11 protein-coding genes are annotated in these 17,905 nt (G+C 59.0%); 6 read left to right on the forward strand and 5 right to left on the reverse strand.

From position 1 onward, the window contains the following. The first annotated feature begins 20 nt into the window (after positions 1–20). The 4 genes from treS (at position 21) to treY (ending at position 10,553) form a co-directional block, all read left to right on the forward strand. Entirely contained in the window at positions 21–3,362 is a 3,342-nt protein-coding gene (gene treS / locus DTF_RS0112685; protein ID WP_027715616.1) for a maltose alpha-D-glucosyltransferase, read from the forward strand. A gap of 13 nt (positions 3,363–3,375) precedes the next feature. Further along, positions 3,376–5,220, forward strand: coding sequence for a malto-oligosyltrehalose trehalohydrolase (gene treZ, locus DTF_RS0112690; protein WP_027715617.1), 1,845 nt, complete (start codon positions 3,376–3,378; stop codon positions 5,218–5,220). A 117-nt stretch (positions 5,221–5,337) separates the two neighbouring features. Then, positions 5,338–7,764, forward strand: coding sequence for a DUF3536 domain-containing protein (locus tag DTF_RS0112695; protein ID WP_027715618.1), 2,427 nt, complete (start codon positions 5,338–5,340; stop codon positions 7,762–7,764). Further along, positions 7,764–10,553 (forward strand): malto-oligosyltrehalose synthase, encoded by a 2,790-nt coding sequence (gene treY / locus DTF_RS0112700; protein ID WP_027715619.1) that lies wholly within the window; start codon positions 7,764–7,766, stop codon positions 10,551–10,553. Before DTF_RS0112695 ends, treY begins: the two co-directional genes overlap by 1 nt. Before the next feature lie 228 nt (positions 10,554–10,781). On the opposite strand, the gene DTF_RS0112705 is transcribed toward treY, so the two are convergent. From DTF_RS0112705 to DTF_RS0112715, 3 genes are read right to left on the reverse strand one after another with little or no spacing between them, the layout of a single operon-like run. Beyond that, positions 10,782–11,924, reverse strand: coding sequence for a DUF362 domain-containing protein (locus DTF_RS0112705; RefSeq protein WP_027715620.1), 1,143 nt, complete (start codon positions 11,922–11,924; stop codon positions 10,782–10,784). Next, positions 11,921–12,316 carry a secondary thiamine-phosphate synthase enzyme YjbQ gene (locus DTF_RS0112710; RefSeq protein WP_027715621.1) on the reverse strand — a complete coding sequence of 132 codons (396 nt, stop codon included), beginning with the start codon at positions 12,314–12,316 and terminating at the stop codon, positions 11,921–11,923. The genes DTF_RS0112705 and DTF_RS0112710 overlap by 4 nt, the downstream gene beginning before the upstream one ends. 25 nt (positions 12,317–12,341) lie before the next feature. After that, complete coding sequence (locus tag DTF_RS0112715; RefSeq protein ID WP_027715622.1) at positions 12,342–13,175, reverse strand: triacylglycerol lipase; 834 nt, start codon at positions 13,173–13,175, stop codon at positions 12,342–12,344. 315 nt (positions 13,176–13,490) lie between these two features. On the opposite strand from DTF_RS0112715, the gene xerC reads away from it, so the two are divergent. Beyond that, positions 13,491–14,390, forward strand: coding sequence for a tyrosine recombinase XerC (xerC, locus tag DTF_RS0112720; RefSeq protein WP_027715623.1), 900 nt, complete (start codon positions 13,491–13,493; stop codon positions 14,388–14,390). Between the two features lie 80 nt (positions 14,391–14,470). Beyond that, positions 14,471–14,998 (forward strand): peroxiredoxin, encoded by a 528-nt coding sequence (locus tag DTF_RS0112725; protein ID WP_027715624.1) that lies wholly within the window; start codon positions 14,471–14,473, stop codon positions 14,996–14,998. Positions 14,999–15,105: 107 nt separating this feature from the next. Here the strand turns inward: DTF_RS0112725 and DTF_RS0112730 are convergent, their stop codons facing one another. Beyond that, positions 15,106–16,155, reverse strand: a complete 1,050-nt coding sequence (locus DTF_RS0112730; RefSeq protein ID WP_027715625.1) for an HAF repeat-containing protein — start codon at positions 16,153–16,155, stop codon at positions 15,106–15,108. 260 nt (positions 16,156–16,415) lie between these two features. After that, positions 16,416–17,843, reverse strand: a complete 1,428-nt coding sequence (locus DTF_RS0112735) for a sigma-54 dependent transcriptional regulator (RefSeq protein ID WP_027715626.1) — start codon at positions 17,841–17,843, stop codon at positions 16,416–16,418. Positions 17,844–17,905 lie beyond the last annotated feature (62 nt).

Below are 17,905 nucleotides of genomic sequence, written 5' to 3' on the forward strand. Positions count from 1 at the left end.
ATGAGGAGATGGACCTGGACATGCCCTCAAAGGATGCCCTGCCCGACGACAATCCGCAGTGGTACCGCGACGCGCTGATCTATCAGCTCCACGTCAAGGCCTTTCACGATTCGGACGGCAACGGAATCGGCGATTTCCGCGGGCTGATGGAGAAGCTGGATTATCTGCATGACCTCGGCATCACCGCGGTCTGGCTTCTGCCTTTCTATCCATCGCCCCTGCGGGACGACGGCTACGACATCGCCGATTACTACAGGGTCAATCCCAGCTACAACACACTTGCCGATTTCAAGCGTTTTCTCAAGGCGGCCCACGCTCGCGGCATCCGGGTGATCACCGAGCTCGTTCTCAACCACACGTCGGATCAGCACCCCTGGTTCCAGCGGGCCCGCCGGGCGCGCCCCGGTTCGGTCCACCGCAATTACTATGTCTGGAGCGACACGCCGGAGAAGTACCGCGACGCTCGGATCATCTTTCAGGATTTCGAAACCTCCAACTGGAGCTGGGATCCGGTGGCAAAAGCCTATTACTGGCACCGTTTCTACGCCCATCAGCCCGATCTCAACTTCGAGAGCCCGGCGGTGCAAAGGGAGATGTTTCGCGTCATCGATTTCTGGTTCGGGATGGGGGTGGACGGAGTCCGCCTCGACGCCGTCCCCTATCTGTTTGAACGGGAGGGGACCAACTGCGAGAACCTTCCGGAAACCCATGCTTTTCTCAAGAAGCTGCGCGCCCATGTCGATGCCGGTTTCAAGGACCGCATGCTGCTGGCTGAGGCCAACCAGTGGCCCGAAGACGCCGTCGCGTACTTCGGGGAGGGGGATGAGTGCCACATGGCTTTTCATTTTCCGATCATGCCCCGTATGTACATGGCGCTGCAGATGGAAGACCGGTTTCCCCTCATCGACATTCTGGAACAGACTCCCGCCATTCCTGACTCCTGTCAGTGGGCCATCTTTCTTCGCAATCATGACGAGCTGACCCTGGAGATGGTCACCGATGAGGAGCGCGACTATATGTACCGGGTCTACGCCAGCGATCCGCGGGCCCGCATCAATCTGGGGATCCGCCGGCGGCTGGCGCCCCTGCTGGCAAACAGCCGGCGGCGGATCGAATTGATGAATTTCCTTCTCTTCAGTCTGCCGGGAACGCCCATTATTTATTACGGCGACGAGATCGGAATGGGAGACAATTATTACCTCGGGGACCGGGACGGGGTGCGCACTCCGATGCAATGGAGCCCGGACCGCAACGCCGGCTTCTCCCGCGTCAATCCTCAGAGACTTTATATGCCGGTGGTCATCGAGCCGGAGTATCATTACGAGTCGGTGAATGTGGAAAACCAGGTCAGCAATACCACCTCCCTCCTCTGGTGGATGCGGCGCGTCATCTCCATGCGCAAACGGCTCAAGGCTCTCGGCAGCGGCACCATGGAGATGCTGCTCCCGGACAACCCCAAGGTTCTGGCGTTCATTCGCAGCCAGGGCGACGAAATCCTTCTGGTGGTGGTCAATCTCTCCCGCTTCGCTCAGGTGGCCCGGCTCGATCTCTCCGGTTATGCCGGACTGGTTCCGGAAGAGGTGTTCAGCCGCAACCTCTATCCGGTCATTCGCAAGGAGCCCTATATCCTGACCCTTGGCGTTCATGACTACTACTGGTTCCATCTGCGCCCGACCCGGGAACAGATGCTGGAGACCGAACTGCCGCGACTCTCCCTCAGGAGCGGTAGCCCCTGGGAGGCTGTCCTTAAGGGGAAGACGGGAGAGCGCTTCGCCGACCTGATCGCCGATTATCTTCCCCGCTGCCGCTGGTTCCGGAGCAAAGCCCGCCTCGTCAGCCAGGTCGAACTGGTGGACAGCCTTCCCCTCGGGACCGAATCAAGAGCCAGCCGGCTGGTTCTTTTCAAGGTGAGCTATACGGAAGGCCTGGCGGAAACCTACCTTCTTCCCCTGGCCTGGCTGCCCCGGGAGCAGGCCGAACGCCTTCTGGAGGAAGAGCCCCGGGCCCGCATCGCTTTCCTGAACCTGGGAGACGAAGAGGGGATGCTCTTCGATGCAGTCCATGACGAAAATTTCCGGGACAGTCTGCTGCAACTGATCGCCCGCCGCCGGAAGCTGAAAGGAGAACGGGGTGAGCTTGCCGCGGCTCCAGGAAGCCGCTTTCGCGAACTGAGAGGAGGAGCGGGAACCCTCCTTCCTTCCCGCGTGTTGAAGACCGAACAGAGCAACAGCTCGGTGCAGTACGGCGACCGCTTTTTCCTCAAGCTCTACAGGCAGCCTGACACCGGCATCAACCCCGACCCGGAAATCACGCGCTTTCTTACCGAAAAAGCTCGATTCCCCCGAATTCCTCCCTTTGCCGGTCTGCTCGAGTACCACCTCCCGGGAAAAGATCCCATGACCATCGGACTGCTGCAGGGGTATGTCTCCAATCAGGGGGATGCCTGGGGGTTCACCCTCGATGTTCTCTCCCGTTATATCGAACGGGTATTGACCCTCCATCACACTATGCCGTCTTCACCTGAGCCCTGTCCTTCCCTTTTCGACTGCGATTATGCCGAACTGCCGGAGAAGATGCATGAACTGATCGGGACGTTTTACCTGGAGATGGCGGCGCTGCTGGGCCGCAGGACCGCGGAAATGCATCGGGCCCTGGCGGTAAACACCGCCGGCCCGGTCTGGCGGCCGGAGGAGTTCTCGCTTCTCTACCAGCGCTCCGTCTACCAGTCGATGCGCAGCCTTTGCCGGCGCTCTTTCCAGGCTCTGGCCCAGAATCTTGACCGGCTGACGGAGAAGAATCGGGCGGCGGCCGAGGGCATTCTGACGATGGAAAAGGAGATCCTCCTGCGCTTTGGAAGGATCCGCGAACGCAAGCTTTCGGCAAGCAAGATTCGCATCCATGGGGATTACCATCTGGGTCAGGTCCTGTTCACCGGCAAGGATTTCATCATCATCGACTTCGAGGGGGAGCCGGCGCGCACCCTGAGCGAGCGGCGCCTGAAGCGTTCGCCCCTGAGGGATGTGGCCGGGATGATCCGCTCGTTCCATTATGCCGCCTTCACCGCCTTGCATCGGCATGTCCGGAATCATTCGAACGATCAGATGATTCTCGAGCCCTGGCTGAAGACCTGGTACACTTATGTCGCCGGGGCTTTTCTGGACGCCTACCGGCAGCAGCTGGGAGAGACCGAGCTGCTGCCGGCGGAGAGCGCGGATGTGGAGCTGATGCTGAATGCTTACCTTCTGGAAAAAGCGGTCTACGAACTCGGCTATGAACTCAACAACCGTCCCGACTGGGTGGCGATTCCCATGAACGGGATCGAAATAATTCTCGGCGCCTCGACCGGTGCGTCGGAGAAATGATCGGGATGTGATCATGGAAGTCGGTGCAAGCTATCTCGGAAACGGAAGCTGCCGGTTCACCGTCTGGGCTCCCAGGGCGGATTCGGTGGAGGTTCATCTCCCGGGATCTCCCGAGCGGCTGGTACCGCTGAAGGCCGGGGAGCTGGGATACTGGGAGGATGTCGTTACCGGGGTGAGCCCCGGAAGCCGGTATTTCTTCCGCCTGAATGGTGAACACGACCGACCCGATCCGGCTTCCCGGTATCAGCCTGAAGGAGTTCACGGCCCTTCGGAAATTATCGACCAGAGTGCCTTTCCCTGGTCGGATCACAACTGGGGCGGCATCCCCCTTGAAGATTTCGTCATCTACGAGCTGCACGTCGGGACATTCACCCCGGAGGGGACCTTCGCAGCCGTCATCCCCCATCTGCCGGAACTGCACGAAATGGGAGTGACCGCCATTGAAATCATGCCTGTCGCCCAGTTCCCCGGCGAGCGCAACTGGGGGTACGACGGAGCTTACCCTTTCGCCGTACAGACGAGCTACGGCGGCCCGTCCGGATTCAAGGCCCTGGTGGATGCCTGCCACCGGGAAGGCCTCTCTCTCATTCTCGATGTCGTTTACAACCATCTGGGGCCCGAGGGGAATTACCTGCGGGAATTCGCTCCCTACTTCACCGACCGATACCGCACCCCCTGGGGGGAGGCGATCAACTTCGACGGACCCGGCAGCGACGAGGTTCGCGCCTATTTCATCGAGAACGCCCTTGCCTGGTTCCGGGATTACCATGTCGATGCCCTGCGTCTCGATGCCGTCCATGCGATCTTCGATTTTTCCGCCAGAAATTTTCTGCAGGAGTTGGCGGAGAGAACCGGTGAGTACTCGCAGGAAGCGGGACGGCCGCATCTCCTGATCGCCGAAAGCGATCTTGACGATGTGCGTCTCATCCGCACGGCGGAGCAGGGCGGATACGGCCTTCATGCCCAGTGGCATGACGATTTTCATCATGCCCTGCACACTCTTCTGACCGAGGACAGGGAAGCCTATTATCAGGATTTCGGGTCGACCGCGGACCTCTGCAAGGCCTTTCGCGAAGGCTTCGTCTATGACTGGCGCTATTCACCGTACCGGCAGAGGCGCCACGGCAGCTCCTCGCGGGAGCAGCCCGCAAGGCAGTTCGTGGTCTGTTCGCAGAACCATGATCAGATCGGAAACCGGATGCAGGGGGAGCGGCTGATTACGGTGGCCGGTTTCGCGGCCGCTAAAACAGCAGCCGCGGCAGTCCTCTTATCTCCCTATATCCCGCTCCTTTTCATGGGCGAGGAATATGGGGAGGAAGCTCCTTTCCTTTTTTTCGTAAGTTTCCCCGATCCGGACCTTGCCGAGGCGGTGCGGAGCGGCCGCCGGGAGGAATTCAGGGCCTTCTCATGGAAAGGCGAGCCTCCCGATCCGCAGGATCCCGAAACCTTCCGCCGCTCCCGATTGAAGCGGGAACAGCGCCATCACGGTCGCAACCGGACGATGTTCGATTTCTATCGGCAATTGCTGCGCCTGCGCAAGGAACTTCCGGCGCTGCGCCATCCGGACAAGGAAAATCTCGAGGCGGGAACCCAGGCGGGTACGTCGGTATTGTGGCTGAGCCGCTGGAAAGGCGTCGATCGGGTAATCGCCCTGTTCAATCTCGGAGGGGAAAAGGTCTCCCTGAATTTCCCGGCAGCCTCCGGCAGCTGGAAAAAGCTTCTCGATTCAGCGGAAGAGCTATGGCAGGGACCCGGCTCGCTTCTGCCCCAACACCTGACCGGCTCCGAAGCGGTCGTTCTGCCGCCACTGAGTTGTGCCCTTTACCGGCTGGAGCCCAAGCATGATAAAGTCCAATAGCGGCTTTTTTCACCGCAGAGGTCGCGGAGGTCGCGGAGAAACCCTTGTTTAAATAGGTTGCCTCCGCGACCTCCGCGTTCTCTGCGGTAAATTTGTATTTTTATTGGAGCATCAAGTATGAATAAATATGTCTGCATCCACGGTCATTTTTATCAGCCTCCCCGGGAAAACCCCTGGCTGGAAGAGATCGAACTGCAGGATTCGGCCTACCCGTTCCATGACTGGAATGAGCGGATTTCCGCCGAATGCTATGCACCCAATTCCGCGGCGCGCATCCTCGATTCCGAAAAGCGCATTTGCGAGATCATCAACAATTACGGCCGCATCAGTTTCAACTTCGGACCGACCCTGCTGTCCTGGATGGAACGGGCCCAACCGACAGTTTATCAGGCGATCATCGAGGCCGACCGGCGAAGCCGGAAGCGGTTCTCCGGGCACGGTTCGGCCCTGGCACAGGCGTACAACCACATCATCATGCCTCTGGCCAATCAGCGCGACAAGCTGACTCAGGTTCTCTGGGGAGTGGCCGACTTCCGGCACCGCTTCGGCCGTGAGCCGGAGGGGATGTGGCTCCCCGAGACCGCGGTCGATCTGGAGACTCTCGATGTCATGGCGGAGCAGGGCATCCGCTTCACCATCCTGGCTCCCAGCCAGGCGGAGAAGGTGCGCCGGATCGACGAGGAAAACTGGCGGGATGTGAGCGGCTCCAGAATCGATCCCAGGATGCCCTATCTCTGCAAACTTCCTTCGGGCCGACGGATGGTCCTCTTTTTCTACGACGGGCCGACCTCCCGGGACGTGGCCTTCAGCGGGCTGCTCCGCGACGGCGCCGGCTTTGCCGAGAGGCTCCTCGCCGGCTTCAGCGGCGGTCAGCCGCAGATGTTCCATATCGCCACCGACGGAGAAACTTACGGACACCATCACCGCTTCGGCGAGATGGCCCTGGCCTATTGCCTTCGGCATATCGAGAACGAAGAACGGGCGCAACTGACCATATACCCGGAATATCTCGCAAAGCATCCGCCGACCCATGAGGTCGAGATCATCGAAAACACTTCCTGGAGCTGCGCCCACGGGGTGGAGCGCTGGCGTTCCGACTGCGGGTGCCGAATCGGCGGAGACAACGACTGGAACCAGGCATGGCGGGGTCCCCTTCGGAAGGCCCTCGACTGGCTGCGGGATGAAATTGTCTCTCCCTATGAGAAGGAAATGTCCCTTCTCGCCGGCGATCCCTGGGACGCCCGGGATGCCTATATCGAGGTGATTCTCGACCGTTCGCCGGAGAAGGTGAAGGATTTCCTGGCCCGCCAAGCCGGTCGGGATCTCTCGGCCGGGGAACAGACCCGGGCTCTGCGGCTGCTGGAGATGCAGCGGCACGCCATGCTGATGTACACGAGCTGCGGCTGGTTCTTCGACGAAATCTCAGGCATCGAGTCCACTCAGGTCCTCTTCTATGCCGGCCGCGTCGTGCAACTGGCCCGCGAGGCTTGCGGCATCGATCTGGAGACGCCGTTTCTGAACCGGCTGGAGTCGGCTCCCAGCAACCTTCCCCGGGTGGGAAACGCCGCCCGCATTTTCGAGCGAGAGGTAAAGCCGGAAGAGCTCGACCTGATCCGGGTGGCCGCCCACCATGCCATTGCGTCGGAATTCGACGAAGGTGGCGAAACGGATGAGGGCGGCCATTCGATCTACTGCTATGCGGTCGAGAGGTCCGAACACACCGTCTACCCCGGAGGAAGGATGAAGCTGGCCGTCGGCCGAGCCCACATCCGTTCCGCCATTACCTGGAACGAAGAGGAATTCACCTTTGCCGTCCTGCACCTCGGCGGACACCATCTCAACGCCGGGATTCGACCTTTCGAAAGTGACGCGGCTTTTGCCGACATGCAGGAAGCGGTCAGCAACGCTTTTGAAAGAAGCGACATCCCGGCGGTGATCCGGGAGATGGACCGGCATTTCGGCAGTCATAACTATACGCTGTGGCATCTCTTCCGGGATGAACGGCGCCGGGTGGTCGGCCAGGTGATCGCCCAGAACCTGGAAGAGATCGAGAGCACGTTCCGGAACCTCTACGAGAACCAGTTCACCCTCCTGCGGTTCCTGCGGGAGATCCGCATGCCGATCCCCAAGCCTCTCGCCCTTCCGGCGGAGGTGGTTCTGGTTTCCCGTCTCCGCGACCTTCTGGAAAAAAGACAGCCTCCGACCGAGGAACTCCGGCAACTGGCCGACGAGATCGAGCTTCTCGAACTCTCGCTGGATGATCCCATGCTCGGAATGGCCGCCGGGCGACAGATCGCCCGGCAGTTGAAAAAGCTCGGCCTTCCCACCGGCAATCTTGCCTTGCTGCTGTCTCTGATCGAGACCCTCGAGGTGCTCCACTCCCTGCCGATCCGCCTCGATCTATGGCAGGCGCAGAATCTCTATTGGGAAATCCATCGCAACCGCCGGGCGGAAAGCGATGCAGTAAAAGGGGAGAAGCCCTTCGCCGAGTGGGACGATGCCTTTCGACGGCTCGGCGATCTGCTGGAGGTGAGAATTACCTGATGCGTATTCCAAATTCCAGTTATCGACTTCAGTTTACGCCCGAATTCGGTTTCCGACAGGCCCGCGTCCTCCTTCCCTATCTTCAGGAGCTGGGGATATCCGACATTTACGCTTCGCCTGTTTTCCGTTCTCGGACGGGAAGCACTCACGGCTACGATGTCGTGAATCACGGCGAGCTCAATCCGGAGCTCGGCTCCGCGGATGATTTCACGGCGCTCACCGATGAAGTAGGGAAAAGGTCTATGGGGTGGCTGCAGGATATCGTTCCCAACCACATGGCCTTCGACAGCCAGAACCCGCTCCTGGTCGACCTCCTGGAGAACGGTCCCGCTGGTGATGCCTTCCACTTCTTCGATATCGACTGGGAACATTATTATGAAGGCATTCGCGGCAAGGTCCTGGCTCCTTTTCTAGGCAGTTTCTTCGGGACCGCGCTGGAAAACGGCGAACTGAAGCTGAGTTTTGATGGCGAGGGTTTCGCCGTCTTCTATTATGCCCTGCGCTTTCCTCTGGCCATCGAATCGTACCTGAGCGTCCTCGGTCAAGTCGCGTCCCGCCTGCGTAAGGCCCTCGGCGACGAACACCCCGATTACATCCAGTTTCTCGGCGTTCTTTATGTCATCAAGACTCTCTGGGCCGGCGCCAGCAACCATGACCGCCACGATCAGGTCAAGTTCATCAAGCAGACCCTGTGGACCCTTTACCGGCGCAACGATATCGTCCGGAAGGCGATCGACGCGGCAACCGCCTTTTTTCAGGGTAAGCCCGGCAACCCGGAAAGCTTCAATCCTCTGGAAAGCCTGCTCGCCGAACAGCGATTCCGCCTTTCCTACTGGAAGGTCGCCACCGAGGAGATCAATTACCGGCGCTTCTTCAGCATAAACGACCTCATCTCTCTGCGCATGGAAGAGACGGAAGTCTTCGACCGGGTACACGAACTGGTTCTTCGCCTGGTCAGGGAGGGACGGGTCACCGGTCTGCGCGTCGACCATATCGACGGCCTCTACAGTCCGCGCGACTACCTGGAACGGCTGCGGGAGAAGGCGGGAGATATTTATGTGGTGGTGGAAAAGATTCTCGGTACCGGCGAGGAGTTGCCCTCCTGGCCCGTCGCCGGAACGAGCGGCTATGATTTTCTCAGCCGGCTCAACGGCTTTTTCTGCCGCCCTTCCGGAAAAGAGGCATTTTCAGCTCTGTATCGCCGCTTTACCGGCCTGGATACGACGTGCGGCGAACTGATTTATGCCAAAAAGAGGCTGATCATCGAAAAGCATATGTTCGGCGACGTCAATAATCTTGCCCACCTGCTGAAGGGTATTGCCAGCCGTCACCGCGACGGCAGCGATATCACCATGGACAGCCTGAAGCGGACCCTCATCGAGGTCATGGCCCTCTTTCCCGTTTATCGGTCCTATCTGGAGAAGAAGGAAAACAGGGAGCACGACCGGAAAGTCATTGCCAAGGTGCTGGAGAGTGCCCGGGAGAACAATCCCGCTCTCCTTCACGAACTCGATTTTCTGGAAAAAATTCTCCTGGCCGACATGGGCGAGGCGCCGGTCGAGGAGGAGCGTGCTCTGTGGCTTCATTTCGTTCAGCGCTTCCAGCAGTACACCGGCCCGCTGATGGCCAAGGGTTTCGAGGACACGCTGCTGTACGTCTATAACCGACTGCTCTCTCTCAACGAGGTGGGGGGAAATCCCGAAGAGTTCGGCCTGACCGGGGAGAACTTCCATTCCTTCCTCGGTGAGCGGCATACTAAGTGGCCGCATGCCCTGAATGCCACGGCCACCCACGACACCAAGCGGGGCGAAGATGTGCGGGCCCGCCTCAATATCCTGTCGGAAATCCCCCAGGAATGGCGCCAGCAGATTCAGCTCTGGAGCCGTCTCAACCGCGGTCGGAAGCGAACGGTCCGGCGGCGGCGCGCTCCCGATCGCAATGACGAGTATTTTTTGTATCAGACCCTGCTGGGAGTCTGGCCATGGGATGAGGCGGAGTTGCCGGAGTTAAAGGAGCGCCTGCGCGATTACCTGGTCAAGGCGGTGCGGGAAGCCAAGGAGCACACCGCCTGGCTCAAGCCCGATTCGGACTATGAAGAGGCTTACCTGGGCTTTGCCGAGCAGATTCTGAAGCCCGGCCGCGACAACGCCTTTCTTCGGGAGTTTCTCCCCTTCCAGCGCAAGATCGCCTGTTTCGGCGTCTACAATTCCCTTGCCCAGACTCTGATCAAGATCACCGCTCCGGGTGTTCCGGACTTCTATCAGGGGACGGAGTTCTGGGATCTCTCTCTTGTCGATCCCGACAATCGTCGAGCGGTGGACTACGAACGGCGGCGGAAGGCTTTGGAAAATTTAAAGGCAGGATGGAAGAGCGGAAGAGAGCATCTGTTCAGGGAACTGCTGGAGAATCCCAGAGATGGACGGATCAAGCTTTTTGTGATCCACAGGGGACTGCAAGCACGCATGGAACACCCTCAGCTCTTCGGCTCAGGGGACTATCTCCCCCTGGAGAGCGGCGGAACCCATGGCGAACATATCTTCGCCTTTGCACGACGGCTCGGAGACACCTGGTCGATTACGGCCGTACCCCGGTTCCTGACCGGGCTGGTGGGGGAGGGAGACCTTCCTCTGGGGGAATATGTCTGGGAGGATACGCACATTATTCTTCCCCCCGAGTGCAGCGCCGACTGGCGGGATGCCCTGACCGGAGAGAAGCTGAGCGCCGTGGGGAGACTGCCGATGGAAAAAGTATGGCGGCGCCTGCCCGTGGCCCTTTTGACGAACCATTGAGTCATGCATCCCCGAAAAACATTTTCATCCGCAGATGCCGCAGATAAGCTCGGTAAAACCCCGCATCCTGATTTCTCTGCGTGAATCTGCGTAATCTGCGGATGAAAAAAGATTTCGGAGCTAATCGTTATAAGGCAACCCGACGGGGACAGGAATGCCTCGAGCCGTGCCGGGAACGGCTGGCGCCTTATCCCGGCCTACATGACCCTGTGCTTGAGTATAGTAGACTTATCCCTCGCCGTGCAGAAAGCGTGAAAGCCGGAGGAGGAGGCCCTGGCGGGTGATCAGGGCGCCTTTCGGGCAGAGTTCCTGGCAGCAGAAACAGCGGATGCAGCGATCATAGTCGATGTGCAGCCGGCCGTCGGCGATCTTCATGACTTCGGGCGGACAATGCCTGGTGCACAGGCCGCACAGTTCGCAGCAGGACATGTCCGGCTCAGGTCGGGCGGTGAGGGCCTGCTTGAGTGGTCTTTTGAGGAAGGGGGGAAGGCCGAAATTGACGTCGGTCGATTTTGCCGGTCGGAAGCGGCGGGGGCGCAAGGAGGCCAGCGCGGCTCCGAGCAGTTCGATTTCTTCCAGGCGGCTGCCGGGACGGGCGATTTCCCTGGCGACTCTCTGGGTCCAGATCGCCGAGGGGGGCATGCCGACCAGTTCCGCTGCGACCGTATCCACCGCCAGGGGGCTGTCCCCGGAGATAAGGGCGCCGATGTGCACCGGATCGCCGCTGCCGGGGCCGTCGCCCTCCATGGCGGTGACGGCATCGACGATGGTGAGAGCCGGACGGATGGTTTCGGCCAGGTCGAGCAGCATGAGGGCGAAGAAAGATTTGTCGGTCCCCGCCTGCAGATGAAGGCGGGGCTTGCGCATACCCACCACCGCACCGAAGAGGTTCTTCACGCCGCAGGTCAGGCCCATCATCTGATGGGTCTTGAGTTTGGGGAGGTTGATGACGATGTCGGCCTCCAGCACATCCCGGGCGATTTCCATCTCGTGAAAAGTGCTCCTCCCCGAATGTACTTTAACCGACTCACTGAAGGGAGCGAAGGAAGCCCCGGTTTCTTCGACGACCGTCATGATGCCGCAGCTTCGGGCCACCTGACGGGGTGTGCCGATGCCCGGGGAGTCTCCGACCCTGACGATTCCTCCGGCCCTCTGGGCCAGGCGGATCACCTCGCGGACGATTTCCGGGTGGGTGGTCACCGCCTTGTCCGGTGTTTTGCCCGACAGCATGTTGGGTTTGATCAGAACCTTCTGCCCCGGGCGGACGAAGGCGGTCATTCCTCCCAGGGGATCGAGCACCTCAGCCATGGCGTTCCTCACCCCCTCCCGGACGTAATTGGAGCAGGCTGCCAGCGAAACCCGATACGTCATCCTTTCATCACTTTCAGGTGAAGCTTGCGCCGCCGCGGCCCGTCGAACTCACAGAAGTAGATCCCCTGCCAGGTCCCAAGCACCGGTTCCCCATCCTCGATCAGGACAGTTTCACTTGCCCCCACCAGGGTGCTTTTGATGTGAGCGGCGCTGTTCCCCTCGCCGTGCCGATAGCCGTCATTCATAGGGACGATCTTGTTCAGCTCCATGATCATATCCCGAACCACATCGGGATCGGCGTTCTCGTTGATGGTCAACGCCGCGGTGGTATGTGGGACGAACAGAAAAACCACTCCGACCCGTACCCCTGAGTCGCGGATAGCCCGGCGCACCTCCCCGGTGACGTCGATCATCTCTACCTGCATCCGGCTGGAAATCTCGATGGTCTTCATGGCTACTCAGAAGATGGCGATGCCATCATGGTTCTGGCTCCCTTATGCTTTGGGCGATCGCCTCTATCGCCCGGCTTCGGTACAGAACAGAGGCGTGTCCCATCCCGGTCAATTCGATATTTCGCACCCCCGCAAGACGACCATTTTCAAAGGGTAGAATCATGTTGTCGTGTCGGTTGACGATGGCGGTCAGACGCACCTCCGTGGGCAGGGGGGCTGCAGCGAGGCGTTGGAGAAACTCCGAGCCCGGCAAAAGGTGTTTCCCCAGGGGGGTCAGGGCAAAAGGGACGAGTTTGGAGCCTCCGTTCGGGCAGGAGAGCAGAACGCAGGCTTCGACTTTCTGCTCTCCTCCGCGGAGCTGAATGTAGTTGCGGGCGATCATTCCTCCCATGGAATGCCCCACCAGGTGGATCTTGTCGACTCCGGAGGAGTGCCGCAGTTCATCCACCTTTTTTGATACCCGTTCGGTCAACCTTTCCACATCATACCACGGGGGGAGATTGATCGCGTAAAGAGCCTTGTATCCCCGGTTGCGAAGGCGGAACCTGGCCCAGAGCCAGCAGGCGCGGTTGTGGAAGAGTCCGTGCAGAAGGAGAACCGGAGTGTCGCCGCCATCCGTCGCCGGTTTCTCCTTGAAGCTGAACCAGCCCAGGGGATGAAGCAGTACGGTTACGAAGAGAAGCAGCGTCTCCGTCGTGATCAGTTTCGCGGCAAACCAGAGACGCCCGGGGACGAAACGCTCCTGCATCAAGACCGGTTCACGATTGGCATATTCGTACCAGGCAATGGCGTAGCTGAGAATGACGACCGCTGCCACAATGCCGAATAGAAGTTCTAAGATGGCGAAAAGAATACACATATTTCCTCCTGATCCCGAATAGTATGGCATGCTGCCTGGAAGCCGTCAACTATGGACGGGCAGAGATGAAGAAATACAAGGCATCGGAAAGAGTATAAAGAAAAATAGAAATGAAACCTTTTGGCCCGATTCCTGCTTTTGAAAAAGGCAGATTATGTTTTAATAGACATAGTATCAATACAAATTTGATCACCCATTGAAATTCAGCCGAAACCGTCATTTATTTCTACACCATTTTGTCTTCTTATGACATTTTAAACTTTCTGCTGTTTAATGAAGTAGATTTGTCAGTACCTGTATTTGAAGGAGGAGTTCGTGAAAAAGCTGATGTCCAGTTTTGAAAGGCATCTTGTCGTCGAGAGAAACGTTTCCGACCATACGCGCCGTGCCTACCTCCGTGATCTGGAAGGTTTCCGGACGTTCCTGGCTGAAAACCTGCCGGGAAAGGATAGCGGCGAAGAACTCCTCCGACGGGTGGATCACCTCACGCTGCGGCGCTATATGGCCCAGCTTCACAGGACCAACCGTAAGACCACCATCGGCCGCAAGCTGGCCGCCATCAGGACCTTCTTTCGCTATCTGGTGAGGGAGGGGGTCGTCAAGGCCAATCCCGGTGAGATGGTGAGCACCCCCCGGCAGGAAAAGTATCTGCCCAAGACCCTGTCCGTAGACGAGGCGTTCGCTCTGATGGAAAGCGGCGAGGGCTCCGGTCTGCTCGCCATGCGCGACAGGGCCATCGTCGAAATGCTGTACTCCTGCGGCCTGCGAGTCAGCGAACTGACCGCTCTGGACGTCGGCAGCGTTTCTCTTGAGGAGGGCCTGGTCCGAGTCCTCGGCAAAGGGAGCAAGGAGCGCATCGTGCCGGTCGGCCGCCAGGCTAGGGAGGTCCTGAGGCTCTATCTTGACGAGAGGAATGCGCCTCCCGATGGAGAGCCCCTCTTTCTCAACCATCGGGGAGGGAGGCTGACCCCGCGCAGCATTCAGCGTCACCTGAAAAAGTATCTGCTCATGGCCGGCATTCTCAAGGAGGCCACCCCCCACAGCCTGCGTCATTCCTTCGCGACGCATCTCCTGGACGGCGGAGCCGACCTGAGGGCCATCCAGGAGCTGCTCGGCCACGCGTCCCTCTCAACAACTCAAAAATACACACAGGTGAGCGTCGATCACCTCACCGCCGTTTACGACAAGGCTCATCCTCGCAGCAGGAAAAAATAACCAAAATAGTCATAAATGCTTGACAGGGTTTCTTTGCAGGCTAAACTACTCGGAAACACTTCAGCAAAGGAGGATTTGTCATGTCTGTTCTTCAGGTGGGCCAACCGGCGCCCGACTTTACCATGGAAGGGGTTTCCGGCAAGGAATTCAAGGAGTTTTCCCTCTCCGATTTTCATGGACGGTGGGTGGTGCTCTTCTTCTACCCTCTCGATTTCACCTTCGTCTGCCCAACCGAAATCGTCGGGTTCAATGACCGATATAAGGAATTCCAGAAGCTGAACGCGGAAATCCTCGGTGCCAGCGTCGACTCCAAGTTTTCTCATCTGGCCTGGATCAGCCAGGAACTGGGCGACCTCCATTACCCCCTCCTCTCCGATATCACCAAGGATGTGGCGCGCAAGTACGGCATCCTGATCGAGCAGCAGGGTATCAGTCTGCGCGGCCTCTATATCATCGATCCCAACGGTCTTCTGCGCTATGAGCTCGTGCATGATCTCGGAGTCGGCCGCAGTGTCGATGAGACTCTCAGGGTCCTCGAGGCCCTGCAGACCGGCGAACTCTGCCCCATCAACTGGAAAAAGGGAGTGAAAACTCTGGGGAAGGGGTAGACTCTCCAGTTGGGCAATCTCGCACAAAAAAAGCGGCCTTTCGGCCGCTTTTTTTCGGTGTCCTTTTTTTCAAGTTCAGGGGTGTCGGTTTTTCGACTCCCTCCTTCCTACCGGGGATTCGCCAAGAAAGCCCGGAAACAGCCGGCGGTCTCCGTCCAGCCGACGATCTGCCCGCTGTTATTCATATCCGAAACCTCCACGTATCCCCCGCCGAGCTGCTCCAGATCGATCAGTTCGCCATCCTTCAGGAGGTAAATGGCTTTCTCCGTTCCCACGCTGGCCTTGATCAGGATGTCACCGGCATCGTTGATGGCCACGGCGCTGCTGTAGGTCCATTCCTGTTCGGCAAGCGCCGTCATGCGGCCGTTTTCCCAGGAAAAGGCCTGGTATCTCCCGTCGGCCGTCTGGGACCAGCCGACGATCTGACCCGATTCGTTGATATCCGTACCCTGGGTGCTCGCCCCCCCGAGGGTTCCAAGATCGACCATGGAGCCGTCGCTTTGTGCCAGCAGGGTGTGGAATCCGTTCTGTCGAAGCTCTTTGATGAGGACCTGTCCGGCATCGTTCATCTCGACGGCATAGGCGTTGAGGTCCGGAGCGAGAAAAAGAGGGGACCCCTCCTCATCGAGAAAGCTCTGTTCCGTCTCTCCTGTGTGACGGCCCACGACCCGCCCTTGGGAATCAAGGGCGTAGGCTCTGCTCGGCCCCTCGGGCAAATCGAACAGGTAAACCTGGTCGGTATAAATGAAAGCTTCGGTCCCCGTATCCGTGAACAGCCAGCCGACCACCTCTCCGGCATCATTCAGATCCATGGCCTGGGCCGAATCGACCAGATGCTTCATGGTGCCTTCGGTCCAGCGGAAGATGTGCTGGGCACCTCCGGCTGTCAGATAATTGCCGAGGACCTGTCCGGAATCGCTGATAGCAATGGCATAGCTCTCTTCCCCGAGGGTGCCGAGCAGCTGCATCTGATAAGCCGAGCTGGATATGGTGCTCTGCGCAGGAGACGTGGTGCTGACGGCCGTCGATTCGGAAGTGCTGACTCCCTTCCCACCGCCACCGCCACCGCCACCGCCTCCGCCACCGCCGCAGCCGGTCAAGGTAACGGAGAGCAGCAGAGCGGATAAAGCGCCTGTAATCCAAAGAATCTTTTTCATGGCTTACCTCCTGGTGGTTCCCATTCAGAACAGAGCGTTGTCTTTGTCTGAATAGATTGCCAGAGACGTGCCATGAGTGTAACTACTTTATATTACAATATAAATTCATTGCTGGGAGGTTGAGGGCGGAGCGTGTGACGAAAAGTTGACTCGGCGGAAGAAGGGGTTTATTCGTCTAACTAGGCCTGGAAAGCGGCTTCGGCGATATGGGAAATGGAAAAGGGGGTGATAAGGGGCGAGTCGGTATTCCGACAGCCGGATCAGGACAGCTCCAGACCTTTTTTCTTGATCTTATCGAGGAGGGTGGTCCGATTGAGGTTCAACAGGCGGGCCGCCTCCTTCTTGTTGCCGCTGGACAGATTCAGAGCCTGACGGATCAGCCTGGACTCGAATTCGTCCACCAGGGCGTTGAAGTCGATGCCGGCCGAAGACCACGAGGGGCCGGATTCGGTCACGCCGTCTCGATACTCCTCCTCGCTGGTCGGGGCGGGATTGACCGCATCCGGCGCATACTTCTCGGGCAGGTCCGACAAGTCGATGGAACCGCCGCCGTGCAGGATGACCAGGCGCTGGACGAGATTTTCCAGCTCCCGGACGTTGCCAGGCCAGGAGTATTTCTTCAGTGCCGCCACCGCTCCGGGTTCGAAGCCGCGCAGCCGGTACTTGCGGTTTCGATTGTAGACCCGCACGAAATTTTCGATGAGCAGTGGAATGTCTTCTTTCCGCTCGCGCAGGGGGGGGATGGTCAGGGGAATGACATTGAGGCGGTAAAAGAGATCCTCGCGGAAGCGGCCCTCGGCAACCATCTGTTCGAGGTCCCGGTGGGTTGCGGCGACGATCCGCACGTCGACGGGGATCGGCTTCAATCCTCCCACCGGTTCGAAGGTCTTCTCCTGAAGGACGCGAAGGAGCTTGGCCTGCAGGGAGGGTTTCATGTCGCCGATCTCGTCCAGAAAGATGGTGCCCCCGTCGGCGAATTGAAAGCGCCCCATTTTGGCGCTCACCGCGCCGGTGAAAGCCCCCTTGAGGTGGCCGAAAAGCTCGCTCTCCAGCAGCTCGTCGGGAATCGCCGCGCAGTTGACGGGAACGAAGTTTCTGCCCTTGCGGCCGCTGAACGCGTGGATGGCTCGGGCCACCAGCTCCTTGCCGGTGCCGCTTTCTCCCCGGACAAGAACCGTGCTGTCGGCATCCTCGGCGACTCTTTCGATCATTTCGAACAGTGTCCGCATGTTCTGGGTGTTTCCGATGATGCCGTAGAAGCCGTCGCTCTTGCGGACCTTGAAGCCGCGCGTCTCCTTGTGGTTGATGAGGTCATGGTGAGAAAGGCCCCTGGCGGAGGCAATAATGGCTTCTCCTGTGTGATAGGGATAATTGAGATAGGTGAAACAGCCCATCTTCAACGCCTGCACGATGGCCTCCTGATTTCCGAGGGGGACGCAGGGAATGGTGATGACATGGGAAAACTTCCGATGAACGTTTTTCAGAAGATCGATCTGTTCGTCCGAGGTATGGAGATTGCCCGCAATCAGGACGCAGATATCCTCCTGGGCCAGGATATCCAACACCTCCAGGGCCGTGGCGGCCTCGGCAACCACGCAGTCGATATTCTTGCGCAGCGCCATGGCCAGCTCCTCCCTGGCGGCGGGATCTTTCTCCACGAGCAGGATGCTGCGCAGGATGCTGGCCATGGAATTTTCCTTTTTAGGCAATAAAAAAATCCTATCCGCAGATTTCGCAGATGTCACAGATA

The sequence above is a fragment of the Desulfuromonas sp. TF genome, from assembly GCF_000472285.1.
Lineage (GTDB): Bacteria > Desulfobacterota > Desulfuromonadia > Desulfuromonadales > ATBO01 > ATBO01.